This window comes from Rhizobium sp. M10 (assembly GCF_002531955.1).
Lineage (GTDB): Bacteria > Pseudomonadota > Alphaproteobacteria > Rhizobiales > Rhizobiaceae > Rhizobium > Rhizobium etli_C.
In genome coordinates this window covers 95,263-119,175 of the sequence record NZ_NWTA01000010.1, presented here as the reverse complement: position 1 = coordinate 119,175, position 23,913 = coordinate 95,263, and the positions used below count along the sequence as shown (strand labels likewise).

Below are 23,913 nucleotides of genomic sequence, written 5' to 3'. Positions count from 1 at the left end.
GATACTCTTGTCCCATGCTTTGGAAGCCGCTCGCAGACGTTTTCAGCTGATCCTGATCAAGCCGTCGCATTATGACGATGACGGTTACGTCATCCGCTGGTGGCGGGCGATGATCCCCTCGAATTCGCTTGCGGCCCTCTACGGCATCGCCGCCGAATGCGCCGAGCGCCAGGTGCTCGGGCCCGATACGGCGATCGACATCACCGTGATCGACGAGACCAATACGCGCATCGATTTCCCCCGGCTGCTCGCCCAGTTCAAGCGCCACGGCAATTTCGGCATGGTCGCACTGGTCGGCGTCCAGTCGAACCAATATCCGCGCGCGCTCGATATCGCCCGCCCCTTCCGTGATGCCGGCCTGCCGGTTTCGATGGGCGGCTTTCATGTCTCCGGTTGCTTGTCGATGCTCGACGGCAAGGCGGTCGGGCTCGACGCCTGCCGCGACATGGGCATCTCGATGTTCGCCGGCGAGGCCGAGGGGCGGCTGGACATGGTGCTGCGTGACGCCGCTAGCGGCGAACTGAAGCCGCTCTATAACTTCATGAACGACCTTCCCGGCATCGGCGGTACGCCGGTTCCCTTCCTGCCGAAGGACAATATCCAGCGCACGCTCGGCCTCAGCACCAGCTTCGATGCCGGCCGCGGCTGTCCCTACCAGTGCTCGTTCTGCACCATCATCAACGTCCAGGGGCGCAAGTCGCGCTTCCGCTCCGCCGACGATGTTGAAAAGCTGGTGCGGATGAACTGGGCGCAGGGCATCCATAAATTCTTCATTACCGACGATAATTTCGCCCGCAACAAGGATTGGGAGGCGATCTTCGATCGGCTGATCGAGCTCAAGGAGCGGGACGGCATTCCGCTCGGCCTGATGATCCAGGTCGATACGCTCTGCCACAAGATTCCGAACTTCATCGAGAAATCCCGGCGCGCCGGCGTCACCCGCGTCTTCATCGGCCTCGAAAACGTCAATCCTGATAATCTGACCGCCGCCAAGAAGAACCAGAACAAGATCACCGAATACCGCAAGATGCTGCTCGCCTGGAAGGCTGAGGGCATCATGACGCTGGCCGGTTATATCTTGGGCTTCCCGGCCGATACGCCGGAATCGATCCGCCGCGATATCGCGATCATTCAGGAAGAGCTGCCGCTCGACGTCATCGAATTCTTCATCCTGACACCGCTGCCGGGTTCCGAGGACCATCAGGTCCTGTGGAAGAAGGGCGTCGAGATGGACGGCGATCTCAACATTTACGATGTCGAACATGTCTGCACTGCGCACCCCAAGATGAGCAAGCAGCAGTGGGAAGACATCTACCACGAGGCATGGTCGCTCTATTATTCGCCTGACCATATGAAGACGCTGCTGCGACGGGCCGTGGCGACCGGCGTGCCGCTCGCAAGGCTCGTCAAGGTTCTCGTCTCCTTCGCGACCACCGTGCCGCTGGAAAACGTGCATCCGCTGCAAAGCGGCCTCCTGCGCCTGAAGACGCCGTCGGAGCGGCGCCCCGAACTGCCGCGTGAAAATCCGCTGGTCTTCTGGCCGCGCTTTGCCTGGGAAACCGTGAGCAAACATGTTTCGCTCGCCGGCACGATCATCGGCCTGACGATTTCGGCCTTTCTGATTTCACGGGATGCCAAGTCGAAGAGCTACACGGATCAGGCCCTGACACCCGTCGCGGACGACGAGGAAGAGACGCTCAGCCTCTTCACCAAAACCGCCGGTGGGGCCGCGGCCGTCAGCCATGTCCGGAAAGTCGCGGAGCTGACACGGCATTGAGCCACAGTTCCCGCTCAAGCGCCTCGCTTGAAGCAAGGTTGGTGCAAGGCGCTCTGGTGGCAGCTTAAGCGACCTGGATTATCCGGGTTGTCTCGGCCACCTGTAGCGTGTCGACAAATTCGACGATCTTGACCGGTTTCCCGTCCCTGAAATGGATCTTGTCGACGAATTCCGTGTGGAAGCTCACGCCGGACGGGATATGTGTGACTTCCCCTTCGCGGTGGGCAAAGACGATCTGCGCATCCTCGTCCACATGGATGCCGGTCGTACTGATCTTGGATAGATCCCACACGGTGATGAGCTGCGCTATCACCTGGCGAAAGGCATGGCCGCCCAATTCAGTCGAAAAAGGCGCCAGCCGTGTATTGCCAGCCATCCGGAAAGTGCAATCCTCTCCGATCAGCGCCAGCGTGCCCTCGATATCGCCGCGGTCGCGCACAGCATAGATTTCCTCCACCAATTTCTTCATGTCGTATTTTGCAGTCATTTTCAGGTCCCTCCAACCATCAACAAATCTGCATCGAATTATACTTTATTTCAACTATTTGTTGCTGCGATAAACCATGAAAGGCCGGATGGTCGAAAAAGAAAAGGCCCCGCACGATGGCGGGGCCTTTCAAACGTCTGAACCGGGAAGCGATTATTCGGCGCTGTCCTCGGAAGCCTTCTTCTTCGGAGCAGCCTTCTTTTTCGGAGCGGCTTCCTCGCCTTCGCCAGCCTCGGCGGCTTCGGTCTTGGCGGCAGCCTTCTTCTTCGGCGCGGCCTTCTTGGTCTCGGCCTTGGCTTCACCTTCTTCCTCGGCGAGCAGCTCTTCCTTCGTCACCTTCTTGTCGGTGACGTCGATTTCGCTCAGCAGATGATCGATGACCTTCTCTTCGAAGATCGGTGCGCGGATCGAAGCGGCCGCACCCGGCTGGCTGCGGAAGAATTCGAGGATCTGCTTTTCCTGGCCGGGATACTGGCGCAGCTGATCGTAGATGGCGCGCTGCATTTCGTCTTCGGTCACTTCGACGCCGGCCTTTTCGCCGATTTCGGAGAGAACGAGGCCAAGGCGGACGCGACGCTCGGCGAGCGTCTTGTATTCCTCACGTGCCTTCTCTTCGGTCGTGTCTTCGTCCTCGAAGGTCTTGCCGGACTGAGCGAGGTCGTTGTTCACCTGGCTCCAGATGCCGTTGTATTCGGCGTCGACGAGCGAAGACGGAGTGTCGAACTTGTACATCTCGTCGAGCTGGTCGAGGATCTGACGCTTCAGCTTCTGACGGGTCAGCGAACCATACTGCGATTCGATCTGGCCGCGGACGATCTCCTTCAGGCGGTCGGCGGATTCAATGCCGAGCTTGGAGGCGAGTTCGTCGTTGATCTCGACCTTGCCAGGCGCTGCAACGTCCTTGACCGTGATGTCGAAGGTCGCTTCCTTGCCAGCGAGGTTCTTGGCCGGATAGTCGGCCGGGAAGGTTACGGTGATGGTCTTCTCTTCGCCGGCCTTGACGCCGACGAGCTGGTCTTCGAAGCCGGGGATGAAGCGGCCGGAACCGATTACCAGCTCGGCGCCCTGGTCGGTGCCGCCTTCGAAGGCTTCACCGTCGACCTTGCCGACGTAATCCATGGTGACGCGGTCGCCGTTGGCGGCCTTGCCGGTCTTGCTCTCGTAGGAACGGGCGCTTTCGGCAACCTTCAGGACCTGCTCGTTGACTTCGTCATCCGAGATGTCGATGACTTCGCGCGTGACCTTGATGCCCTTGACCGACTTCAGCTCGATCGGCGGCAGCACTTCGTAGGAAAGCGTGAATTCGAAATCCTGCTGGGCGGAGAGGATCTTGTCGGCTTCGTCCTTGTCTTCCGTCATGGCGATTTCCGGCTGCGTGGCCGACTTTTCGCCGCGGCTGGACAGGATGGCGGTCGGCTGTTCGCGGACGATCTCGTTGACGAGCTCGGCCATGATCGACTTGCCATAGACCTTCTTCAGGTGAGCTGCGGGGACCTTGCCCGGACGGAAGCCGTTGATGCGGATCTTGTCCTTCACATCGGCAAGACGCTCATTCATCTTGTCTTCCATGTCCTTGGCCGGGATAACGACCTTGATTTCGCGCTTCAGCCCTTCAGCGAGCGTTTCGATAACCTGCATGTCTTCCTACCTTCATGTCGTGGCGGCCGTGCCCAGACGCCGTTCGTTTCGATGAGCACGACGCCGGCAGCGTGCCGCGCGTGGCTTTTCCCAATTCCTGTATCATTCCGCCAAAAGGGGAACGGCACTCACTTCCGAGTATTCGGAACAACCTTCGGTCATTCGGGGACAACCAAGTTCTTGGTCTCCCCCTGCAAACAGCCTGGTGCGGGTAGAGAGACTTGAACTCCCACGCCTTGCGGCACCAGAACCTAAATCTGGCGTGTCTACCAATTTCACCATACCCGCGTCCACAGAACCGCATGCCTATGCCTGCGCATGAGGCCTTCCGGAGCGCGGCGTCTCTATATCACCCGATTTGGTCGAGGCAAAGGAAAAATGAACGGCAAATGACAGGGGATTTGCGCCTTAAAAGCGCCCCTGCCCCGAAGGCTTGCGGGATCAGTAAAGCGGCTCGTCGTAAACCGGCTTGCCATCGACGAGCAGGCTGCGGATCTGCGCGCTTCCGTCCGCTGAAACGCGCACCGCTATGGCGACGTTGCCATCATTGCGCGCCTCCTCCAGTGCTTTACCCTGACCTTCGGGGACGTAATAACGCTCGATGCCGTATTCGACGCGGACGCTGTCGCCCGCAGCCAATCCGCCACTATAGAATGGCTGGCTACGCAGGATCACCGTCTCCGGCTGCGGCGGCAGCGCGTGGAAGGACGATTCGGTCACCGTCCAGAAACCGTCCGCCTGCTTCTTCAACCGGACCCATAGCGTGCGTTCGCCCGGCTCGGCCGGAATGCCGCCGGAAACCGTCTGCACCGGCACGGTTGAAATATCATAGTTCAGGACGACATAATCGCCGCGCAGGAAATCGCGCGGATCGACCGGGGCCGTCTTCAGCAGCACTTCGGCGCCATTGCTGAGAATCGACGCCCGGCTCTGGATGATCGTGCCGAGGATTATGGTCTGCAGGCCGGCGACGATGACCGCCGAAAGCAGGTAGCCCTTGCCGGACTGCAGCCTTGCCATCCACGAACTCATGCGCGCGCCTCCCGCGAAAAGCGCCGCTCGAGCCGAATGACGATCCAAGCGACAAACGCGACCACAAGACCGGAAAACAGGAAAAGGCTCGACGTGCCGAGGATCGAACCGACGGTGACGGAAGCGAGATAGAGCATCTCTGCGGCAAAAGTCGTATAGGCGAGGTAACGCACGGCGCCATTGTTCCTGCCATGCAGCGCGATCGCCAGCACGGCGGCGGCAAGTGTCGCCAGACCGAGCACCACCAGCCGCCATCCCTGCTCAATCTCGATATGCAGGAGCAGGAAGCCGATTGCGGCGACGAGGAAGCTGTAGAAAGCCGGGGCCGCGCCGGCACTCCTGACCAGGGGCGCGATACGGGGATGTGGCAACGCTGTCAGCACGAAGGCCGCCATGCCGCCGACGGCGAAGGCGAGCGCCACCGCCATCTGCTCATAGAGCGTGTAGAGCCATGCAAGCCAGCCGATCAGGAGCAAATAGGCGAGATGACGTGCTCGCGCAGCGCCGGTGTAACGCACCAACGCAATGACAATCACCGCCATGACCGGCGCCATCCAGGGATCAAGCCCGATCCAATGCGTGTCATGGTTCTCGAGATAAACGGCGAAGGACGCCCAGGAGAGAAAGCCCGCAACGACCACCACCGCGCCCGAACGGAACAGAATCGCCGAGATCGTCGCGATGGCGAACCAGAGATACATCACCGTCTGCTGGTCGCCGGAGAGATGATACATCTGCCCGACCAGCGAAATGGCGCCCCCGAAGCTCATCGCGCCGATGACCAACAAGCCGCCTGCGGCCGCCGCCGCACCGCGGGCGAGCATCAGGGCGGCGGCAATGTGCACGGCCCAGATCAGGGCGAGGATAGCGCCGACGCGGACGAGGCGCGGAATGGCCTCCCAATTGGAAGCGACAACCAGCAAAACGGCCGCAGCAAGCAGCACCGCCGCCAGCGCCATCAGCACCCGGCCGAGGCTGAAGCTGGCCGGGCGACTGTCATATTCGGCGAGAAGCGCGCCGGCCGTTTCCTTTGCCAGCAGACCCTTGCCCACCCAGAGCGAGAGATCCCGCTCCAATCTGCCGCGATACATGCTTCCACCCCTCGGTTCCGCGACGCTCGCGCTGCGGCTGCCGTCATTTATAGACGCAGCAGGCAGCTTCGCAAACGCCTCAGCGCTAAATATGCAAATTCCTCATTGGTCTAACTTGGGTCAGATGTTAACCGGGCGCTAACGTCGGAACTGCTAATATCAGCATATGAAGGAAGAGGTATGCACATTACGCATATCTCTCATGTAATTATTGCACTGCAAAATATCAATTAGTCATACTATTTACCCAGATATCGAAGCACGGGGATGCCGGCCCGGCACCGCCGGACGCCCGCGGATTGCTTTATCCGTGACGAGATTCGCAGCCGCGCACTCCTCCTCCCAAGCGCGCTGCGATAGACTGGCGACACTCCTCCTCCCAGTTGCCAGTCACTATAATGCGCCCGCCGGATCCTCCCCCGGCGGGCGTTTTATTTGAAGACAGCATAATGCGTAAGTTCAAGGCGTTAGCACATCCGATACTAGCTGCGCTGTGCCATCGGGAAAGCAAGATCCACCGGATTTTTCTTCGCCTCAAGCCGTGGCACCGCATTCGTGATCGCGCCGCTTTGCGTGGGGCAATCGCAATGACTGACAGCTTGTCGAACCGGCACCGGACCGCCCGCCCAGCGCCCAACTCGCCAGAGGCGGGTTTTCCTCATCGCAGCCCCTTCGCCACTTCAAGGCTCGGGTATTCGCTCAAGTGACTTTGCCTATTCGTTGACCAGACTGCGGTAAGATTGTGTAAAGCATTGCATAACTCGCATAGGTGACCTGAAAACTTGGCTGTTTTCGTCCTTCGCGCCGCAACATATATTGCGGTCATCAAATAGAGGTCAGCGCCGATGGGTGGCTGCTGGCAGATCAAACCCTCGGAAAGGGGCTTAACATGAACATCACCCGCTCTTTCAACAATTGGCGCAAGTATCGTCAGACGGTCACCGAACTCGGCCGCATGACCAACCGCGAATTGCATGACCTCGGCATCGACCGTTCGGATATCCATCGCGTCGCCCGCGAAGCTTCTTCGCGTTAATTCAAAGGTTTCTGCTTCCTCCCAAGCAGATCCCCCAAGATTAAAACGCCCGCTGCACCGCAGCGGGCGTTTTCGTTTGCGGCAATCGACGGTCGTCTCGGTTGCAGGATCTTCCCAGTTCCTTAGCCCGCTCAAAAAATGTACACCGCTTAATTCTCAAGCATCATATTGCACATTTGCATGGCAGACGCCTTTTATTTGCACTGCACAATGAGAGGGTTTTCGCCTATATAAACATCAACCGCAGAGAGACAGGCGATCCCGCCGTCAAGCGGACATTTGTTCGAGGAAGATGACAATGAACCCGATCCGCATTGCAAAAAGCTGGCTCAGCTACCGCCGTACACTCAACGAACTCGGCAACCTGTCGAACCAGACCTTGTCCGACATCGGCGTCAGCCGCTACGACATCCGTAACATCGCATCCCGCTCGTTCCGCTAATCGCGGGAAAACCGGCACGATGCTTCAAGACGGCGCCATCAGGGCGCCGTTTTTGATTCCGGGTGTTGGATCGCATCTGCCGACATGATATCAGCCCGGAATGAACACGATCTCCTATCCTCCTATTCACGTCGTCGGCGGCGGGCTTGCCGGTTCGGAAGCCGCCTGGCAGATCGCCAGCTCCGGCGTTCCCGTCATTTTGCATGAAATGCGCGGCGTGCGCGGCACGGATGCGCACAAGAGCGACGGTCTTGCCGAACTCGTCTGCTCCAATTCCTTCCGGTCCGACGATGCGACCAGCAATGCCGTCGGTGTCATCCATGCCGAGATGCGCATGGCGGGCTCGCTGATCATGGCTGCCGCCGACCGCCACCAGGTGCCGGCCGGCGGCGCGCTGGCCGTCGATCGCGATGGCTTTTCCGAAGCCGTGACCAAGGCGATCCACGACCATCCGCTGATCACCGTCGTGCGCGAGGAAATCACCGGCCTGCCACCGCGCGACTGGGATCTTGCCATCGTCGCCACCGGGCCGCTGACAGCGCCGTCGCTCGCCAGCGCCATCCAGGCGCAAACGGGCGAGGATTCGCTCGCCTTCTTCGACGCCATCGCGCCGATCGTCTACCGCGACAGCATCGACATGGATATCTGCTGGTATCAGTCGCGCTACGACAAGGTCGGCCCCGGCGGCACTGGCAAGGATTACATCAACTGCCCGATGGACGAGGCGCAGTACAATGCCTTCGTCGACGCTTTGATCGCTGGCGATACTGTCGGCTTCAAGGAATGGGAAGGCACGCCTTATTTCGACGGCTGCCTGCCGATCGAGGTGATGGCCGAACGCGGCCGTGAGACGCTGCGCCACGGGCCGATGAAGCCGATGGGGCTGACGAACGCGCATAATCCGACAGTCAAGGCCTATGCCGTCGTGCAACTGCGCCAGGACAATGCGCTCGGCACGCTCTACAATATGGTCGGTTTCCAGACGAAGCTGAAATACGGCGCGCAGGCGGAAATCTTCCGGATGATCCCAGGCCTGGAAAATGCCGAATTTGCCCGTCTCGGCGGCCTGCATCGCAACACCTACATCAACTCCCCGACCCTGCTCGATCCGTCGCTGACGCTGAAGTCGCGGCCCGGCCTGCGCTTCGCCGGCCAGATCACCGGCTGCGAGGGTTATGTGGAAAGCGCCAGCGTCGGGCTGATGGCCGGCCGTTTTGCCGCCGCCGAACGCAAGGGCGAAGCGATCTTGCTGCCGCCGGCGACAACGGCGCTCGGCTCGCTGCTCGGTCATATCACCGGCGGCCACATCGTCACCGACGAAGAGCCCGGCAAACGCTCGTTCCAACCGATGAACATCAATTTCGGGCTGTTTCCGGAGCTTGAGCCCGGCTCGATCGTCAAGCCCGAAGGCGTCAAGCGCTTCCGCGGCAAGGATAAGACGATCATGAAACGGCAGTTGATCGCGCGTCGCGCGCTTGCGGACTGCGCCGCCTGGCTCGGCCAGACACCGAGCTTTGCCGAAAGCGCCTGAGCACCTGCCCTACTGCTTGTTGGCCGCGGATATATGGCCGGCTGGCAGGTCCTTGTCCGGCTCGGCGATGTAGTTGCCGAGCAGCCACAACGCAACTTCGGAAGCCTCCTTCGGTGAAGCGAACTCGAATTTTCCGTTGTGACTGGGCGCATCGATAAATTCGATCGCCAGCCCCCTGCCCGTCTCCGAGCTTACCACGCGCACACGGCCGGGCTCGATCAGATGGCAGGAGAAGTGGCGCGCCATGTTGCGCATCAGCCCGGCCTTGTTGTCGTGGAGGCGCACGAAGATCGCCTGACCGTTTTCGGTCGCCTGCAGCTGGCGGATCGCCTCGTTGGGAAAGGCGCGGCCGAACTCGATGATGGCGAGACCGGTGTCGTGCAGGCCGTCTTCCTTGTTTTGCGCAGCCATGCGTGTTGCCACGAAGGCAAAGAAAATGACGATGGCGAAAAGGACGCACCAGACGATAATGCCCACGCCGAGTCTCCGTTCAAAGGGTAGCGGTCAGGACCTTGTAGCGCGCGAGACTTGCGCGAATTTGACCGATATCAGATTTTCCTGCGCGATGCAGCCAGCGCCATTGCGAGCTGGCGGCGCCATTGCGGCGGCTGCAGCGGCCGGTCGAACAGCAGGGCGCCCCACCTCTGCGCCTTGCGGAGCACCGGCTCGGCCAGTGTGACCGGCAGGAAGGCCGGAAAGACGGCTGGCGCAATCGCCCCTGCCCCCCTCGCCTTTGCCAGATGCTCGCGGCCGAGGCCGGCGAAGGCCTCGATGGCGGCGGAGATGCGCGGTCGGTCTTCGCCGGCAAGGAAGGAATCTCGGTCGAGGCCGGTGGCTGAAAGGATCTGCAGCGGAATATAGAGCTGGCCGCGGCGGCGATGCAGCGGCATCAAAAGCAGCAGGCCGGCAATCGCCTGGGCGACGCCGGCATGGCCGGCGGCATCGGCCGATCGTGGGGCATCCTCCGGCGAAAGCACAAGGCTTGCAAGCTGGATCAGCGCGGAGGCGGTTTCGCCGGCATAACCTTCGAGCGTCAGCCGCGTTTCCATCGGGTCGTCATAGAGGTCGAACGTGCGGGCCTCGATCATGTCGACCAGCGTCTTGCGCGGCAGGCGATAAGTTTCGATTGCCTCCAGAAGCGCGGCGGCGACGGGATTGGCCGCCGTCGAACCATGCGCACTGCCTTCCAGCAGGTCATGCCAATATTGCATGCGCACCTCGCCGGGCAGCGGCTCGTGCACCAGGTCGCGGATGCGGGCAAGCTCGGCATTGAACGCGTAAAGCGCCGCAAGCGCGCCGCGCTTGTCCTGCGGCGATAGAAGGCAGGCGAGATAGCGGTCGCGATCATTGTCGCGCAGCATCGCCAGGCAGATATCCTGGTTCGTCGCAATATTCGCGTCAGCCATCGTCAGACCGCAATCAAGGCCGCCGCGACGGCGCGCTGCTCAGACAGCATGATATTGAAGGTGCGCACCGCGGCACCCGTGCTCATCGGATCGGAGGAGATGCCGCGCGCCTTCAGCGCCTGCTTCAATTCGTCGGGCAGACGGCGAAGCTCGGTTCCCGTGCCGACGAGCAGAACCTCTATGTCGGCGGCCTCCTCCAACACGCGGCGAAAATTTTCAAGCGACAGCGGCTTCGACATGTCCATGTCCCATCCATGAATGCCGGAGGGCAGGCAAAGGATCGAGCCGCGATGCGACATGTCGGCAAAACGGAAGCCGCCGTTACCGTAAGTATCGATCGGGGCGCGGCCGGGAAAATGCGCGGCGCGGATTTCAATGCCTTTTGCCATGTTTTCAAACCACCGTGCCGGATTTTACACCAGCATCCGTCTTGTTGCTCTCTTCCCCGTCGGGGCTCTCCGGCCGCAGCCGGAAGACGATCAGCACGGGAGCGGCGATATAGATCGAAGAGAAAGTGCCGAGAGCGACGCCGAAGAGCATCGCAAAGGCAAATGAGCGCATGACGTCGCCGCCGAACAGGTAGAGCGCCAGCAAAGCCAGCAGCGTCGTCGCCGCCGTCAGGACAGTGCGCGACAATGTCTGATTGATCGAGGCATCGATCAGGATCGGCAGCGGCATCCTCGTGTATCGCTTCAGGTTCTCGCGCATCCGGTCATAAACGACGACGGTGTCGTTCAGGGAATAGCCGACAATGGTCAGCACCGCGGCGATACTCGTCAGATTGAATTCGATGCCGGTCAGCACGAAAAGCCCCAGCATGATGATGACGTCGTGCAGCGTTGCGACGATGGCGCCGACGGCGAACTGCCACTCGAAGCGAATCCAGATGTAGAGCAGGATTGCCGCGAGCGCGGCAGCGACACCGAGCGTCGCCATCATCGTCAATTCGCCGGAGATGGCCGGGCCGACGACTTCGACGCGGCGGAAATCATAATCCGCCTCGAGCTCGCCGCGCACCAGCGTCGCTGCCGATTGCTCGGCATTCTCTCCGCCGCCCTGGGACGCGATGCGGATCCGCGCGTTCGCCGGCCCGCCGGTGCGTTCGACCCCGACCTCGCCGAGATTGAGATCGTTGAGGCGCGATCGGAGATCGGCGATATCGGCATTGCCCTGTTTCGCCGTCACCTCGATGAGCGAGCCGCCGGTGAAGTCGATGCCGAGCTGCAGGCCGACGGTGGCAAAGGCCGCCATGGCGATCAGCGAAATCGCAGCCGACGCCGTGAAGACATAGCGGCGGATGCCCATGAACCGGATATTGGCGTGCTCGAAGAGATGGGTCAGGACGCCTTTCGGCAGGTGCCGCGGATGGCGTCGCGCCAGCCAGGCAGCAACAATCGAGCGGGTCAGCGTGAATGCCGTGAAGACGGTCGTCAGAATGCCGACCGCCAGCGTCACGGCAAAACCACGAATGGATTCGCTGCCGAGGAAAAAGAGAATGACGGCGGCGATGAAGATCGTGACATTCGCATCGACGATGGTTGAGAAGGCGCGCGAGAAGCCGCGGCCGACCGCCTGCGCAAAGGAGGGGCCGGTTTTCTCCTCCTCGCGGATGCGCTCGTAGATCAGCACGTTGGAATCGACCGCCATGCCGACGATGAGCACGATGCCGGCAATACCAGGCAAGGTCAGCGTCGCGCCGGCAAGGCTCAGCACGGCAATGATCAGGATCAGATTGAAGAAGAGCGAGACGACGGCAACGAGGCCGAGAATCCGATAAAGCGCGATCATCAATGCTGCGACCAGCAGCACGGCGACGAGGCCGGCAATGAGGCCGGAGAAGATGGAGTCAGCGCCGAAGCTCGGGCTGACGCTGCGTTCCTCGACGCTCGTCAGCGTTGCCGGCAAAGCCCCTGCCCGCAGCATTACCGCAAGGTCGCGGACGCCATCTTCGGAGAAGTTCGCCGATATCCGGCCCTCACCGCCGGTGATCGCCGCATCGATGACCGGCGCCGACATGACCTGGTCGTCGAAGACGATGGCAAGATGCTTGCCGATATTCTGCCCCGTCGCCTCAGCCAGCCGCCGCGTGCCTTCCGCATCCAGACGATAGGCAATGGAGGTATCCTGCGTCTGCGGATCCACGACCGGCTGGATGTCGACCATGTTGCTGCCGGTGACGAATGCCGTACGGTCGACGAGATAGGGAACCGGCGGATCGTCCAGCGAATAGAGCACCTGCGAGGTCGCCGGCCAGCGACCGTTCAGCGCCTCCTGCCCCGACATGCTTTCATCGATCAGATGAAAAGAAAGCTTGGCCGGCTGGTTGAGGAGGTTCTTCAGCCGCTCGGCATCGACCGATCCCAGCACCTGCACGCTGATCCGGTCGTCGCCATCGGGACGAACGAGGAAATTCTCGTAGCCGAATCCGGCGATGCGGCGGGCGACGATATCGAGCGACCGGGTCCGGGCGGAGGCGACGTCAGCGGTAATGCCGGCGTCGGAAATCTGCAGGGAAAGCTGCCCTTCGCCGCCCTGCTGCAGCGCGAGCCCAGGGGCGGAATCTCCGCCGGTCGTCGTCAGGGATTTCAGACGATCGACCGCTTTCTGCGTCTCGGCGGGATCGGTGATCCGGACAGTGACGGTCTGGTCGTTGCCGGTCAGCCCGGTATAGCGGATGCCGGCGCCGCGCAGCGCGTTGCGTACATTCGCGACGGCCTCTTCCAGGCGGTCCTTGACGATATCGGAACGCTCGACCTTCAGAACGATATGGGAACCGCCCTGCAGATCGAGGCCGAGCATCAGGCGATCGTTTCGCAGCCAATCCGGCAGAGAGGCACGCTGTGCCTCGCTCACCAGATTGGGCGCAGCGATGACGACGGCCGCAAACGCAACCAGCCAAATCAGAAGTGTTTTCCAGCGGGAAAAATGCAACATTCTCTCGACGATCTTCCGATCCGGCGCTTTGCCGTTATCGCCTGTTACGCCGCGTCGGCCTTGACAGGTTCACCCTTGACGCGAACTTCCGAAATGCCGCTGCGGACGATGCGGACGCGAACGCCTTCGGCAATCTCGACTTCGACTTCCTTGTCGTCGACGACCTTCGTCACCTTGCCGACGAGACCGCCGCCGGTCACGACCTGGTCGCCGCGACGGATCGCCTTCAGGGTTTCCTCACGCTTCTTGGCCTGGGCGCGCTGCGGACGGATCAGCAGGAAGTACCAAACGACCATCAGCGGCACGAACAGAATGATCATTTCGAAACCGGAGCTGCCGAAACCGGTTGCGGTGTCGGTCGCACTCTGGGCGAATGCCGGGGTGATGAACATGCTAAACTCCTCAGGCTTGGCGGCGGAACTCCGCCTCATTTTTCAGGTTGCCGGACTATAGTTGCCGCTTCGATGAATGCAACAGAAACAGCCGGAAACAGTACCGATTCCGCTGCCTCATAACCTTTCCGGCGGCAAAACGCCATGCTACCCGCATCGAAAGATAAAGCGGATTGCCGCAGCAAGAAATCAGGAGCTTGCGATGACCGAGGAAATCAACACCGCCCTGCTTGCCGAGCTGAAGCGGCTCGCTGATGCCGTTCAGCGTCTTGCCGGACCGGCACCCGCCGTCAACGACTGGAACGCGGCAGACTGTTTCGTCTGGGCGCCGCTGCGCCAGCATCTGCAGCCCGTTAAGAAACCCAACCGGGTGGCGCTGAAGCTCATCCGCGGCGTCGACCACGTGCGCGACATCCTGCATGAAAATACGGTGCGTTTCGCCGCAGGTTATGCGGCCAACAATGTGCTGCTCTGGGGTGCGCGCGGCATGGGCAAATCGTCGCTGGTCAAAGCCGTGCACGAGGATGTCAGGCGCGAAAGCGGCGTCGCGCTGAAGCTGGTCGAAGTTCACCGCGAGGATATTGCGAGCCTCCCCAACCTGCTCGACCTCCTGAAGGATACGCCCTACCGCGTGATCGTCTTCTGCGATGACCTCTCCTTCGATCACGACGACACCGCCTACAAGTCGCTGAAGGCGGCGCTTGACGGCGGCGTCGAAGGACGGCCGGACAACGTGCTCTTCTATGCCACGTCGAACCGGCGCCATCTCTTGCCGCGTCACATGATGGAAAACGAACAGTCGACAGCGATCAATCCGTCCGAAGCCGTCGAGGAGAAGGTTTCGCTGTCCGATCGTTTCGGCCTCTGGCTCGGATTTCATAAATGCAGCCAGGAAGACTATCTCGGCATGATCGACGGCTATGCCGATCATTTCCAGCTCGGGCTCGCACGCGACAAGATGCATGCCGAGGCGCTGGAATGGGCAACGACGCGCGGCGCCCGCTCCGGCCGCGTCGCCTGGCAGTATATTCAGGATCTGGCAGGACGCATGCGCGTCCATATCGATAGAGTCTAATTTAAATGACAAAAGCCTGGCGGTTGGCCGGGCTTTTGCGCTTCCTGGTACGCTCTACCTATTCCAGGAAAGTCATCGGGTTGACCGGGGACGCGTCCTTGCGCACCTCGAAATGGACCTGCGGCTGCTTGACGTCGCCGCTCATGCCGGAGACGGCGACGGTCTGGCCGCGCTGGATCTTCTGGCCGCGGGCAACGCTCAGCGTGTCGGCATTGCCATAGACAGTGACGGTGCCGTCGTCGTGACGGACGAGGACCGTGTTGCCGAGTTCCTTCAGGCCGTTGCCAGCATAGATGACGACGCCGTTTTCGGCGGCCTTGATCGGCGTGCCCTGCGGGACCGAGATATCGATGCCGTCGTTGCGGTTGCCGTTGACGTTGGCGCCATAGGCAGCAATGACCTGGCCGCGCACCGGCCAGCGGTATTTGCCGATGCCGGTCGATTCCGGCGCGTCGGAGCTGACGTCGGCCTTCTTCTCGACCTCGTCGACGGTCTGCGTGGCGGCCGGCGCCTTATAGGGCGCGGGCTGGACGGAAGCCGTCTGCTGGGCAGGCGCCGGATCAGCCGGCTTCGACTCGACCTTTTCGGCCGGGATCGAGGCGGTCTTGATCGTGTCGGCTCTGCCGTTCGGGACCTTCAGGGCCTGGCCGACACGCAGCGAACTCGCCGAAAGATTGTTGGCCGCCTTGAGATCGTCGATATTGGCGCCGGTCGCCTTGGCGATCTTTGCCAGCGAATCGCCCTGCTTGACGACATAGGTGCCGGCAGGCGCCTTCGGGTCCTTGCCGGCGCCGGCCGGAAGCTTGCCGGTTGGATCGGCGCTCGCCATCGTCTTGTCGCGGGCGGAATTGGCGCCCGGGACGACCGCGACCTTCTGTTCAGGCGCCTTGGCCGGCCCCGGCATATTGCCGGGTTTGGAAAGGTCGGCTGCCTGCGAAGCTGCCTTGGCGGCATTGCCGCCATTGAACGTCGGGATCAGGATCGCCTGACCGGGTTGGGCGGCAGAGGCCGTCTTCAGATTATTGACGCGCAGGATTTCCTTTTCCGGAACACCGAAACGTCTGGACAGCGTGGCGATGTTTTCGCCCGGACGCAGCGTCACGGAAGGCGCATTGGTCGCCGACCAGCCGGAAACCTTCGGCGTCGTGCCTGTTGTCAGCGAATCGGGCGTCGCCTTGGGTGCTGCCGGTGCCACGAGCCGCGGCTTTTCAGCCTGCGGCGAAGCCGGGAACGGCTGGGCGAGCGCCACTTGCTTTTCCCGCTGCCGGGACGGTGCGGCAGCCGTCGGCGCCGCAAGCTCGGAACGCTGTATCGCGACCGGCGAGGAAGCCAGGCGTGCGCTCGATGGACGGACCGGCTCGTAGCCCGGGTTCGCCGGATAGGGCTGGTTCAGCGCATTGTTGCCGCCGTAACCGGACTGGCTGGCGACGGCCGTACCGCTAAGATCGGCGCGCGGCACCGAATCGCCCTGGACGCCACCCCTGCGCGGAATGGAACTTGTGGTGATCTGATCCTGCCCGGAGGAGGAAAACAAACCGCCAAACCGTGTCACATCGGAACTGCAGCCCGTTGCGGCACTCGCCAGCAGGCCCACAACCAGAAGATTACCGGCCGACTTACCGAACTTCGGCGAAAGACTGAAACGCATTGACTCGACCCACTGAGAACGCAACCATTTGTGAGTCTATTAAAACGCGTTAGTATTACCACGCGGTTAAGATGCTGGAATCAGTGCGATATTTTTGAGAAGTTGATAACCATAGCTTACGGGTGAAAAATCGCAGTGCCTACAGCAGCGAGGCAAGACGCGGAACGATCGGCAGATAAGGGGCTTCGAACAGTTCCTCGCGTTCGAAACGACTGCCGGTTTTCGTCAGCCGCACCATGCGACATTCGTTCTCGGAAATCATCAGCGGCGCGATCATCGAGCCGCCGGAAACGAGCTGGTCTGTATAAAAACGCGGCATCGCATTGAAGGCCGCCGTCACCAGGATACGATCGAACGTGCCCTCGCCCTGCATGCCGGCGCTGCCGTCGGCCTGGCGGATGACGACGTTGCGCAGGCCAAGCGATTCCATGCGCCGCTGTGCAGCCGTCGTCAGCGTCTTGTAGCGATCGATCGACAGAACGCGTTCGGCCAGGCGGCCCATGACCGCAGCAGTGAAGCCGCTGCCGGTGCCGATTTCCAGAACACGCTGTCCCGGTTTGAGCTTGAGGTGATGGAGGATGCGGACGACAAAATCGATGCCTTCGAGGAAGGAGCCGCATTCGATCGGAATCGTCCGGCTCGAATAGGCGTCGTCGGTAAATTGCGCCGGCACGAACAGCGAGCGCTGCGTCTGCTCGACCGCCGTCAGCAGATCGAGGTCGGAGATGCCTTCGGCACGCAGTCTGAGGACGAGCGCCGCAAAGCCCTCCTTCTCCGCCAGTCTTGCCGTCAAACCTGTGCTCCGTATCCCAAGGCCCGCGCCACGCGGTCCGTTACGGAATAATCGGTCAGATCCAGTTTCAAAGGCGTTACCGAAATCTTGTTATGCTTGAGGGCGTGAATATCGGTGCCTTCGATGAAGGCGCCGGCGCGTTCGCCGAACTTCAGCCAGTAATAGGGAAAGCCCCGACCATCGGAGCGGGCATCGACCTGCAGATTGAAAGCGAGCTTGCCCTGCATGGTCACCTCGGCGCCATCGACCTCGTCGGGACGGCAGTTCGGGAAGTTGAGATTGAGGAACGTACCCTCCGGCAGATCCAGAACCATCAGCTTTTCCAGAAGAGCCGGCGCATGCGTCTCGCAGACCTCCCAGGGCACGATGCGCGCGCCATCCTCATAGAGATAGGCCTGGCTCAGCGCGAAGGAGCGCACGCCCTGCATAGTGCCCTCGATGGCGCCGGCGATCGTGCCGGAATAGGTCACGTCGTCGGCGACATTCGAGCCCGAATTAACGCCGGAGAGGACGAGGTCGGGCTTGATGTCCATCACCTGCCGGATGCCCATGATGACGCAATCGGTCGGCGTGCCGCGCAAGGCGAAATGCTTGTCGGAGATTTTGCGCAGCCGCAGAGGTTCCGACAGGCTCAGCGAATGGGCAAGACCGCTCTGGTCCGTCTCGGGCGCCACGATCCAGACATCGTCCGACAGCGTGCGGGCAATCCGCTCCAGCGCGGCCAAGCCTTCCGCGTGAATGCCGTCGTCATTCGTAAGCAGGATGCGCATCGCCTCAGGCCGCCCGTTCGATCTTGGTCAATCCGCCCATATAAGGCAGCAAAACGTCCGGAATCGTGACCGAACCATCCTCGTTCAAATAATTTTCAAGCACGGCGATCAGGCAGCGTCCGACGGCGGTGCCGGAGCCGTTCAGCGTGTGGACGAACCTGTTGCTCTTGTCGTCCTTGCCGCGATAGCGCGCATTCATGCGGCGGGCCTGGAAATCGCCGCAGACCGAGCAGGAGGAGATTTCCCGGAAGGCATTCTGCCCGGGCAGCCAGACTTCGAGATCGTAGGTCTTGCGCGAGCCGAAGCCCATGTCACCGGTGCAAAGCGTCATGGTGCGAAAATGCAGGCCGAGCCGCTTCAGCACTTCTTCGGCGCAGGCGGTCATCCTTTCATGCTCGGCAATGGCGCTCTCGGCATCGGTGATCGAGACGAGCTCGCATTTCCAGAACTGGTGCTGGCGCAGCATGCCGCGGGTGTCGCGGCCGGCCGAGCCCGCTTCCGAACGGAAGGACGGCGTCAACGCGGTAAAGCGAAGCGGCAGCTTTTCCTGGTCGAGGATTTCCTCGCGCACCAGATTGGTCAGCGTCACCTCGGCCGTCGGAATGAGATAGCGGCCATCCGTCGTCTTGAAGAGATCCTCTTCGAACTTCGGCAGATTGCCGGTGCCGTACAACGCTTCAGCCCGCACCATCAGCGGCGAGCTGACTTCGGTATAACCGTGCTCGCGGGTGTGGAGATCGATCATGAACTGGCCGAGCGCGCGCTCGAGCCTGGCGAGCGGCCCGGTCAGCACCGTGAAGCGCGAGCCGGAGAGTTTGGCGGCGCGCTCGAAATCCATATAGCCGAGCGCCTCGCCGATTTCGAAGTGCTCCTTCGGCGTGTGGTTCCAGCGCGGCTTTTCGCCGACGGTGCGGGTGATGACATTGTCATGCTCGTCCTTGCCGACCGGGACATCGTCGAAGGGTATGTTGGGGATGCGCGAGAGCGCGTCGTTGAGCTCGGCCGTAAGCTGCCGGTCCTCTTCCTCGACCATCGGCAGCAAGGTCTTCAGCTCAGCGACCTCGGCCTTCAGCTTCTCGGCGAGTTCGCCGTTCTTCTGGGACAGCGCCGCACCGATCTCCTTGGAGGCGAGATTGCGGCGGGACAGCAGGTCCTGCGCCTTCTGCACGGCGGAGCGGCGCTTTTCATCGAGGGCAATGAGGCTTTGGGCAAGAGGCTCCGCACCGCGCTTGGCAAGGGCGGCATCGAGCGCTTCGGCATTCTCACGGATCCATTTGATATCGAGCATCGTCGTTCCAGGTCGTTGCAACAGAAGTGACCCGGCCAAAGCCTGATCGGGCTTCGACCGGATGGGACGGCGCTCATGAAGGGATTGCCGGATTGCCGCTCAGACGCTGTCCGTCTTGGCAACGTCTGCGGATCCGGTTTCCTTCTCGACCGCCTGCCGGGCACGCTGGCGCTCCACGAGTCGCGCCGCATAGATGGCAATCTCGTAGAGAAGGATCGCCGGTATCGCAAGGCCGATCTGGGATAAGGGGTCCGGCGGCGTCAGCACGGCAGCGACGACAAAGGCCAGCACGATGGCGAATTTACGCTTTTCGGCGAGCCATTCCGACGTCAGCAGGCCGACACGGGCAAGCAATGTCGTGACAACGGGCAGCTGGAAGACGAGGCCGAAGGAGAAGACCAGCGTCATGATCAGACTCAGATATTCCGAAACCTTCGGCAGAAGCGAGATTGCGACCTCGTCGTGGCCCGGCGCCTGCTGCATCGACAGGAAGAACCACATGACCATCGGCGTGAAGAAAAAATAGACCAGCGCGGCGCCCAAGAGGAACAGAAGTGGGGAAGCGATCAGGAACGGCAGGAAGGCCGCCCGTTCATTCTTATAGAGGCCTGGCGCTACAAACTTGTAGATCTGGGCGGCGATGATCGGAAAAGCGATGACAAGGCCACCGAACATGGCGACCTTGACCTGCGTAAAGAAGAATTCCTGCGGCGCCGTGTAGATGAGCTGCGCCTTCTCGACATCGAGGTTGGCCCAGCTGACGGCGAGCTTATAGGGATAGACCAGGTAGTTGAAGATGTGCTTGGCGAAAAAGAAGCACACGACGAAGGCGATGAAGAACGCGCCGATCGACCACATCAGCCGCGTGCGCAGTTCCATCAGGTGCTCGATCAACGGCTGCGGCTTGTCTTCGATATCACCGCTCATGCCTCGTCCTTCTTCTCAGTCTGCGCCGGCGTTTTCGGCGTTGCGGGCTTCCTGGCTGCCGTCGCGCGCTTCGGCTTTTCGACCGGCGCGGCAATGGCGGCGACCGCATCAGCTTTGTCAGCGGCCTTGACGCGCGGCTTGCGCGGAGCCTTCGGCTTGGCGGCAATCGTATCGGCCTGGACGGCCGCGGCGGCGACGGGTTCCGGCGCCGGTACGGGTGCCGGCATTGGCGGCGGCGTTTCCGGCAGGCTCATCGACGGCGTCGGGGCGGATACGGCTGCCGGCGGCACTTCGGTCTTATTCTCAGAGGGCGTGCTTGCTTTCTGCAGGTCGGCCTTGATCTCGTTGCCCATCTGACGAAGCGGGTTCATGGCCTCGCGCAGACTGTTGACCGGATTGAGCTTCTGGGCGTCGGTGATCGTCTGGCGGACATCGTCGAGCTCGGCCTCACGCAGCGCTTCGTCGAACTGCGCGCGGAACTCACCGGCTACCTTGCGGGCGCGCTGCGTCATCTTGCCGAAAGCGCGCAGCATCGGCGGCAAATCCTTGGGACCGACAACGACGATCAGCACGACCGCGATGACCAAAAGCTCGGTCCAGCCAATATCGAACATGCAAGGCTCCTGGACGGGAAGCGCGGGGGCTGCGCTTTTTCCCGGACTTGGTTACTTCGTTTCGTCGGCCTTGTGATCGACGGTCTTTGCCGATTCCGGCGCATCTTCGTCGGTCATGCCCTTCTTGAAGCTCTTGATGCCCTTGGCGACATCGCCCATCAGTTCCGGAATCTTGCCGCGACCGAACAACAACAGCACGATGACCAGAACGATCAGCCAGTGCCACATGCTTAAAGAACCCATTACCTTAACTCCCTGTTGCGATGTTCCCTCGATGTAAGGATTTCCCACACCGTTTCCAACATCAAGCCCTTCGAACTGAGCTTAATGTCACGGTATCGCCCTTTGTGACAAGCCACAGACCCGCCGAAAAATGGTGAGCACCATTGTTTTCGTCATGCATGGCAAAAGCAAGACGAAGTCCTTCAATCTTCGGAGGTAGAGCGCGGGGCGAGCAACCCAAGTTCTTCGAGATCCATCTGGGTAATGGGGTCTTCGTCCTCGCTCAGCTCGTCGTTCATCAATGGCGAGGGAATATTGAAATTCGCCGGAATCCGGCCCGACAGCAGGCCTGCTCCCTTCAATTCTTCGAGACCGGGCAGATCGCGCAATTCCTCGAGGCCGAAATGGTCGAGAAAATCCCGCGTCGTGCCCAATGTCACCGGCCGGCCCGGCGTGCGCCGGCGGCCGCGAAACCGCACCCAGCCGGCTTCCATCAGCACGTCGAGCGTGCCGCGCGAGGTCTGCACGCCGCGGATATCCTCGATTTCGGCGCGCGTCACCGGCTGGTGATAGGCGATGATCGACAGCACTTCCAGCGCGGCGCGTGACAGCTTCTTCACCTCATTGTCATCGCGGCGGATGACGAAGGAGAGATCGGCGGCGGTGCGGAAGGCCCAGGCGCCCTCCACCTGCACGAGGTTGACGCCCCGCGGCGCATATTGTTCCTTCAGGCGCAGCATGATCGCGCGAACGTCGGCATCCCTGGGGAGGCGCTCGGCGAGGAAACCTTCGGGCACCGGCTGCGAGGAGGCAAAGACCAGGGCCTCGGCAATGCGCTCGGCCTCGATCTCGGCCTGCAGGTCGCGACCTTGGTCCTCGTAATCCTCTTCGCTCTTCAGATCGATCAAGCCGGCCGCTCCTGTTCCACCACTTGCAGCGTCGCATGTTTCGGGCCGCGGCGCATATAGATCGGCTGGAAGGCGCCGTCCTGGCGGATTTCGAGCTTGCCCTCGCGAACCAGCTCCAGCGAGGCGGCAAAGGCGCTGGCGATGGCCGTGACGCGCTCCTCGGGCGCTGCGAGATAACGCAGCAGATAATGCTCCATCGCCGTCCAGTCCCCGACCTCGCCGATCATCTGGGTCAGCAGCTCGCGCGCGTCGGTCAGCGACCAGACATTGCGCCTCTCGATCGTCACCTGGGTGACGGCGTGGCGCTGGCGCAGCGCCGCATAGGCGGTCAGGAGATCGTAGAGGCTCGCCGCGTAAGCCGACTGCTGCCGATCGGGAATATGCTCGGGCGCGCCGCGCGCGAAGATATCGCGGCCAAGGCGGTTGCGGTTAACGAGGCCTTCGGCCGCCTGGCGCATGGCTTCGAGGCGTTTCAGGCGGAAGGCAAGCGTTGCCGCCATCTCCTCGCCCGAGGGCCCGTCATCCTTGACCTGTTGGGGAATGAGCAGCCGTGACTTCAAATAGGCAAGCCAGGCCGCCATGACGAGATAATCGGCGGCGAGCTCGATGCGGATCCGGCGGGCGCTTTCGACGAACTGCAGATATTGCTCGGCAAGCGCCAGCACCGAAATGCGCGACAGGTCGACCTTCTGGTTGCGGGCGAGATAGAGCAACAGGTCGAGCGGACCTTCGAAGCCGGCAACGTCGATCACCAACGCCGGCTCGTGGCTGGCGCGCTCGGCGCCGTTGTCCTGCCACAGCTTATCCATCGGCGTTGCCGCCTGCGGACGTTGCGTGCCCTTGACCGTGTTCACCACCCTGCTCCTCTGCGATCACACGATCGCAAACATTGCCTCGAACTCCGCCCGCAGTTCGGCTTCGTCAACCGTATCCGGCGCGGCGAAGCCTGCTTCCACCGCCTTGGCGCGGACAAGCGACACGCCGGCGAGCGGTGGAACATTTGCCACGACATCCACCATCTCGTCCATCTTGCCGTTGCAATGCAGCACGATATCGCATCCGCCTGCAATGATATTCGCCGCACGCTCGCCGATCGTGCCCGAAAGAGCGTTCATCGAGCTATCGTCGGAAAGCAGCAGACCGCTGAAGCCGATATGCTCGCGGATGACGCCGTCGATCACCTTGCGCGAGGTCGTCGCCGGATTGTCCGGGTCGATGGCGGTGAAGACGACGTGGCAGGTCATCGCCATCAGTTCGTCCTTCATCGCGACGAAGGGGGGGAAATCATGGGTTTCGAGCTCATCGCGCGAAACGGTGACGACGGGCAGCTCCAGATGTGAATCGGCAAAACCGCGGCCGTGGCCGGGCATATGCTTCATCACAGGCAGCAGGCCGCCGGCCTTCAGCCCTTCGGCAGCCGCCCGGCCCATGGCGATGACGGTCTCGGGATCGCCGCCATAGGCGCGGTCACCGATGACGTTGCTGCTGCCTTCGACCGGCACGTCGAGCACCGGCAGGCAATCGACATCGATGCCAAGCCTCGAAAGGTCGAAGGCGTGCAGCCGCGACATCGCCCAGGCGGCGCGCAGCCCGAGCGCCGGGTCGCGGCGATAGAGATCGCCGAGCGCCTGGCCCGAGGGATAGCGTGAGAGAATGGGGGGACGGATGCGCTGGACGCGGCCGCCCTCCTGGTCGATCAGCACCGGCGCATGCCAGCCGACGCTGTCGCGCAATTCATCGACGAGATCGGCAATCTGCGAGGCTTCGGAGATGTTGCGTCCGAAGAGGATGAAGCCCCAGGGCCGTTCGCCCCGAAAGAAGGCCTTCTCTTCGGATGTGAGGACAAGGCCGCTGCAGCCCAGGATCATCGCTTTTGATTCGGTCATATAGGAATCATAGACC

24 protein-coding genes and 1 tRNA gene are annotated in these 23,913 nt (G+C 61.7%); 5 read left to right on the top strand and 20 right to left on the bottom strand.

All coding sequences use genetic code 11. The annotated features are described in order from the left end of the window. Nucleotides 1–7 precede the first annotated feature (7 nt). The gene (locus CO671_RS17995) at nucleotides 8–1,777 is read left to right on the top strand and encodes a radical SAM protein (protein ID WP_097607050.1); all 1,770 of its coding nucleotides are present in this window, start codon (nucleotides 8–10) and stop codon (nucleotides 1,775–1,777) included. Between the two features lie 64 nt (nucleotides 1,778–1,841). On the opposite strand, the gene CO671_RS17990 is transcribed toward CO671_RS17995, so the two are convergent. From CO671_RS17990 to CO671_RS17970, 5 genes are all read right to left on the bottom strand, one after another. Continuing rightward, a complete protein-coding gene (locus CO671_RS17990) occupies nucleotides 1,842–2,264 on the bottom strand; it encodes a nuclear transport factor 2 family protein (RefSeq protein WP_097607049.1) in 423 nt (140 codons plus the stop codon). A 153-nt stretch (nucleotides 2,265–2,417) separates the two neighbouring features. Next, complete coding sequence (tig, locus tag CO671_RS17985; RefSeq protein ID WP_097607048.1) at nucleotides 2,418–3,902, bottom strand: trigger factor; 1,485 nt, start codon at nucleotides 3,900–3,902, stop codon at nucleotides 2,418–2,420. Nucleotides 3,903–4,105: 203 nt separating this feature from the next. Then, a tRNA-Leu gene (locus CO671_RS17980) sits at nucleotides 4,106–4,190 on the bottom strand. 153 nt (nucleotides 4,191–4,343) lie between these two features. Then, nucleotides 4,344–4,934, bottom strand: coding sequence for a GDYXXLXY domain-containing protein (locus tag CO671_RS17975; protein WP_097607047.1), 591 nt, complete (start codon nucleotides 4,932–4,934; stop codon nucleotides 4,344–4,346). After that, the gene (locus tag CO671_RS17970; protein ID WP_097607046.1) at nucleotides 4,931–6,025 is read right to left on the bottom strand and encodes a DUF2157 domain-containing protein; all 1,095 of its coding nucleotides are present in this window, start codon (nucleotides 6,023–6,025) and stop codon (nucleotides 4,931–4,933) included. Before CO671_RS17970 ends, CO671_RS17975 begins: the two co-directional genes overlap by 4 nt. 889 nt (nucleotides 6,026–6,914) lie before the next feature. On the opposite strand from CO671_RS17970, the gene CO671_RS17965 reads away from it, so the two are divergent. The 3 genes from CO671_RS17965 (at nucleotide 6,915) to trmFO (ending at nucleotide 9,034) form a co-directional block, all read left to right on the top strand. Then, complete coding sequence (locus CO671_RS17965; protein WP_004678838.1) at nucleotides 6,915–7,061, top strand: DUF1127 domain-containing protein; 147 nt, start codon at nucleotides 6,915–6,917, stop codon at nucleotides 7,059–7,061. A 298-nt stretch (nucleotides 7,062–7,359) separates the two neighbouring features. Continuing rightward, on the top strand, nucleotides 7,360–7,503 hold the full coding sequence (locus tag CO671_RS17960) for a DUF1127 domain-containing protein (RefSeq protein ID WP_010030024.1): 144 nt from the start codon (nucleotides 7,360–7,362) through the stop codon (nucleotides 7,501–7,503). Nucleotides 7,504–7,603: 100 nt separating this feature from the next. Beyond that, nucleotides 7,604–9,034, top strand: a complete 1,431-nt coding sequence (gene trmFO, locus CO671_RS17955) for a methylenetetrahydrofolate--tRNA-(uracil(54)-C(5))-methyltransferase (FADH(2)-oxidizing) TrmFO (protein ID WP_097607045.1) — start codon at nucleotides 7,604–7,606, stop codon at nucleotides 9,032–9,034. A 9-nt stretch (nucleotides 9,035–9,043) separates the two neighbouring features. Here the strand turns inward: trmFO and CO671_RS17950 are convergent, their stop codons facing one another. The 5 genes from CO671_RS17950 to yajC form a co-directional block, all read right to left on the bottom strand. Beyond that, nucleotides 9,044–9,511, bottom strand: coding sequence for a hypothetical protein (locus CO671_RS17950; protein ID WP_097607044.1), 468 nt, complete (start codon nucleotides 9,509–9,511; stop codon nucleotides 9,044–9,046). A gap of 71 nt (nucleotides 9,512–9,582) precedes the next feature. Continuing rightward, entirely contained in the window at nucleotides 9,583–10,440 is an 858-nt protein-coding gene (locus tag CO671_RS17945; protein WP_097607043.1) for a phytoene/squalene synthase family protein, read from the bottom strand. Nucleotides 10,441–10,442: 2 nt separating this feature from the next. Next, nucleotides 10,443–10,829, bottom strand: a complete 387-nt coding sequence (locus CO671_RS17940) for an Mth938-like domain-containing protein (protein ID WP_039619395.1) — start codon at nucleotides 10,827–10,829, stop codon at nucleotides 10,443–10,445. A 4-nt stretch (nucleotides 10,830–10,833) separates the two neighbouring features. Continuing rightward, entirely contained in the window at nucleotides 10,834–13,374 is a 2,541-nt protein-coding gene (gene secDF, locus CO671_RS17935; RefSeq protein ID WP_097607042.1) for a protein translocase subunit SecDF, read from the bottom strand. A 44-nt stretch (nucleotides 13,375–13,418) separates the two neighbouring features. Next, on the bottom strand, nucleotides 13,419–13,766 hold the full coding sequence (yajC, locus tag CO671_RS17930; protein WP_064683514.1) for a preprotein translocase subunit YajC: 348 nt from the start codon (nucleotides 13,764–13,766) through the stop codon (nucleotides 13,419–13,421). A 202-nt stretch (nucleotides 13,767–13,968) separates the two neighbouring features. On the opposite strand from yajC, the gene CO671_RS17925 reads away from it, so the two are divergent. Then, the gene (locus CO671_RS17925; protein WP_097607041.1) at nucleotides 13,969–14,841 is read left to right on the top strand and encodes an ATP-binding protein; all 873 of its coding nucleotides are present in this window, start codon (nucleotides 13,969–13,971) and stop codon (nucleotides 14,839–14,841) included. A 58-nt stretch (nucleotides 14,842–14,899) separates the two neighbouring features. Here CO671_RS17925 and CO671_RS17920 read toward each other — a convergent pair whose 3' ends face one another. The 10 genes from CO671_RS17920 to nagZ form a co-directional block, all read right to left on the bottom strand. Beyond that, nucleotides 14,900–16,489: a peptidoglycan DD-metalloendopeptidase family protein gene (locus CO671_RS17920; RefSeq protein WP_097607040.1), complete on the bottom strand. Its 1,590-nt coding sequence runs from the start codon at nucleotides 16,487–16,489 to the stop codon at nucleotides 14,900–14,902. Nucleotides 16,490–16,628: 139 nt separating this feature from the next. Continuing rightward, on the bottom strand, nucleotides 16,629–17,282 hold the full coding sequence (locus tag CO671_RS17915; protein WP_097607039.1) for a protein-L-isoaspartate(D-aspartate) O-methyltransferase: 654 nt from the start codon (nucleotides 17,280–17,282) through the stop codon (nucleotides 16,629–16,631). Continuing rightward, nucleotides 17,279–18,052, bottom strand: coding sequence for a 5'/3'-nucleotidase SurE (surE, locus tag CO671_RS17910; protein ID WP_017964058.1), 774 nt, complete (start codon nucleotides 18,050–18,052; stop codon nucleotides 17,279–17,281). The genes CO671_RS17915 and surE overlap by 4 nt, the downstream gene beginning before the upstream one ends. Before the next feature lie 4 nt (nucleotides 18,053–18,056). Next, nucleotides 18,057–19,340, bottom strand: coding sequence for a serine--tRNA ligase (gene serS / locus CO671_RS17905; protein ID WP_097607038.1), 1,284 nt, complete (start codon nucleotides 19,338–19,340; stop codon nucleotides 18,057–18,059). 99 nt (nucleotides 19,341–19,439) lie between these two features. Next, nucleotides 19,440–20,267 carry a twin-arginine translocase subunit TatC gene (gene tatC / locus CO671_RS17900; RefSeq protein ID WP_038688492.1) on the bottom strand — a complete coding sequence of 276 codons (828 nt, stop codon included), beginning with the start codon at nucleotides 20,265–20,267 and terminating at the stop codon, nucleotides 19,440–19,442. Then, a complete protein-coding gene (gene tatB / locus CO671_RS17895; protein ID WP_097607037.1) occupies nucleotides 20,264–20,881 on the bottom strand; it encodes a Sec-independent protein translocase protein TatB in 618 nt (205 codons plus the stop codon). The genes tatC and tatB overlap by 4 nt, the downstream gene beginning before the upstream one ends. Nucleotides 20,882–20,932: 51 nt before the next feature. Continuing rightward, nucleotides 20,933–21,124: a twin-arginine translocase TatA/TatE family subunit gene (locus tag CO671_RS17890; protein ID WP_097607036.1), complete on the bottom strand. Its 192-nt coding sequence runs from the start codon at nucleotides 21,122–21,124 to the stop codon at nucleotides 20,933–20,935. Nucleotides 21,125–21,306: 182 nt separating this feature from the next. Next, on the bottom strand, nucleotides 21,307–22,011 hold the full coding sequence (scpB, locus tag CO671_RS17885; protein WP_097607035.1) for an SMC-Scp complex subunit ScpB: 705 nt from the start codon (nucleotides 22,009–22,011) through the stop codon (nucleotides 21,307–21,309). Next, on the bottom strand, nucleotides 22,008–22,865 hold the full coding sequence (locus CO671_RS17880; RefSeq protein WP_097607034.1) for a ScpA family protein: 858 nt from the start codon (nucleotides 22,863–22,865) through the stop codon (nucleotides 22,008–22,010). The genes scpB and CO671_RS17880 overlap by 4 nt, the downstream gene beginning before the upstream one ends. Nucleotides 22,866–22,883: 18 nt before the next feature. Beyond that, a complete protein-coding gene (gene nagZ, locus CO671_RS17875; protein WP_097607133.1) occupies nucleotides 22,884–23,897 on the bottom strand; it encodes a beta-N-acetylhexosaminidase in 1,014 nt (337 codons plus the stop codon). Nucleotides 23,898–23,913: the final 16 nt, after the last annotated feature.

Excerpts from the sequence above, each read along its gene's own strand:
- nagZ (WP_097607133.1), bottom strand. The coding sequence starts at position 23,897 with ATGACCGAATCAAAAGCGATGATCCTGGGCTGCAGCGGCCTTGTCCTC.
- CO671_RS17960 (WP_010030024.1), top strand. The coding sequence starts at position 7,360 with ATGAACCCGATCCGCATTGCAAAAAGCTGGCTCAGCTACCGCCGTACA.
- CO671_RS17975 (WP_097607047.1), bottom strand. The coding sequence starts at position 4,934 with ATGAGTTCGTGGATGGCAAGGCTGCAGTCCGGCAAGGGCTACCTGCTT.
- tatC (WP_038688492.1), bottom strand. The coding sequence starts at position 20,267 with ATGAGCGGTGATATCGAAGACAAGCCGCAGCCGTTGATCGAGCACCTG.
- CO671_RS17990 (WP_097607049.1), bottom strand. The coding sequence starts at position 2,264 with ATGACTGCAAAATACGACATGAAGAAATTGGTGGAGGAAATCTATGCT.
- CO671_RS17965 (WP_004678838.1), top strand. The coding sequence starts at position 6,915 with ATGAACATCACCCGCTCTTTCAACAATTGGCGCAAGTATCGTCAGACG.
- trmFO (WP_097607045.1), top strand. The coding sequence starts at position 7,604 with ATGAACACGATCTCCTATCCTCCTATTCACGTCGTCGGCGGCGGGCTT.
- serS (WP_097607038.1), bottom strand. The coding sequence starts at position 19,340 with ATGCTCGATATCAAATGGATCCGTGAGAATGCCGAAGCGCTCGATGCC.
- secDF (WP_097607042.1), bottom strand. The coding sequence starts at position 13,374 with ATGTTGCATTTTTCCCGCTGGAAAACACTTCTGATTTGGCTGGTTGCG.
- tig (WP_097607048.1), bottom strand. The coding sequence starts at position 3,902 with ATGCAGGTTATCGAAACGCTCGCTGAAGGGCTGAAGCGCGAAATCAAG.
- CO671_RS17925 (WP_097607041.1), top strand. The coding sequence starts at position 13,969 with ATGACCGAGGAAATCAACACCGCCCTGCTTGCCGAGCTGAAGCGGCTC.
- CO671_RS17920 (WP_097607040.1), bottom strand. The coding sequence starts at position 16,489 with ATGCGTTTCAGTCTTTCGCCGAAGTTCGGTAAGTCGGCCGGTAATCTT.
- CO671_RS17890 (WP_097607036.1), bottom strand. The coding sequence starts at position 21,124 with ATGGGTTCTTTAAGCATGTGGCACTGGCTGATCGTTCTGGTCATCGTG.
- surE (WP_017964058.1), bottom strand. The coding sequence starts at position 18,052 with ATGCGCATCCTGCTTACGAATGACGACGGCATTCACGCGGAAGGCTTG.
- CO671_RS17945 (WP_097607043.1), bottom strand. The coding sequence starts at position 10,440 with ATGGCTGACGCGAATATTGCGACGAACCAGGATATCTGCCTGGCGATG.
- CO671_RS17970 (WP_097607046.1), bottom strand. The coding sequence starts at position 6,025 with ATGTATCGCGGCAGATTGGAGCGGGATCTCTCGCTCTGGGTGGGCAAG.
- yajC (WP_064683514.1), bottom strand. The coding sequence starts at position 13,766 with ATGTTCATCACCCCGGCATTCGCCCAGAGTGCGACCGACACCGCAACC.
- tatB (WP_097607037.1), bottom strand. The coding sequence starts at position 20,881 with ATGTTCGATATTGGCTGGACCGAGCTTTTGGTCATCGCGGTCGTGCTG.
- CO671_RS17940 (WP_039619395.1), bottom strand. The coding sequence starts at position 10,829 with ATGGCAAAAGGCATTGAAATCCGCGCCGCGCATTTTCCCGGCCGCGCC.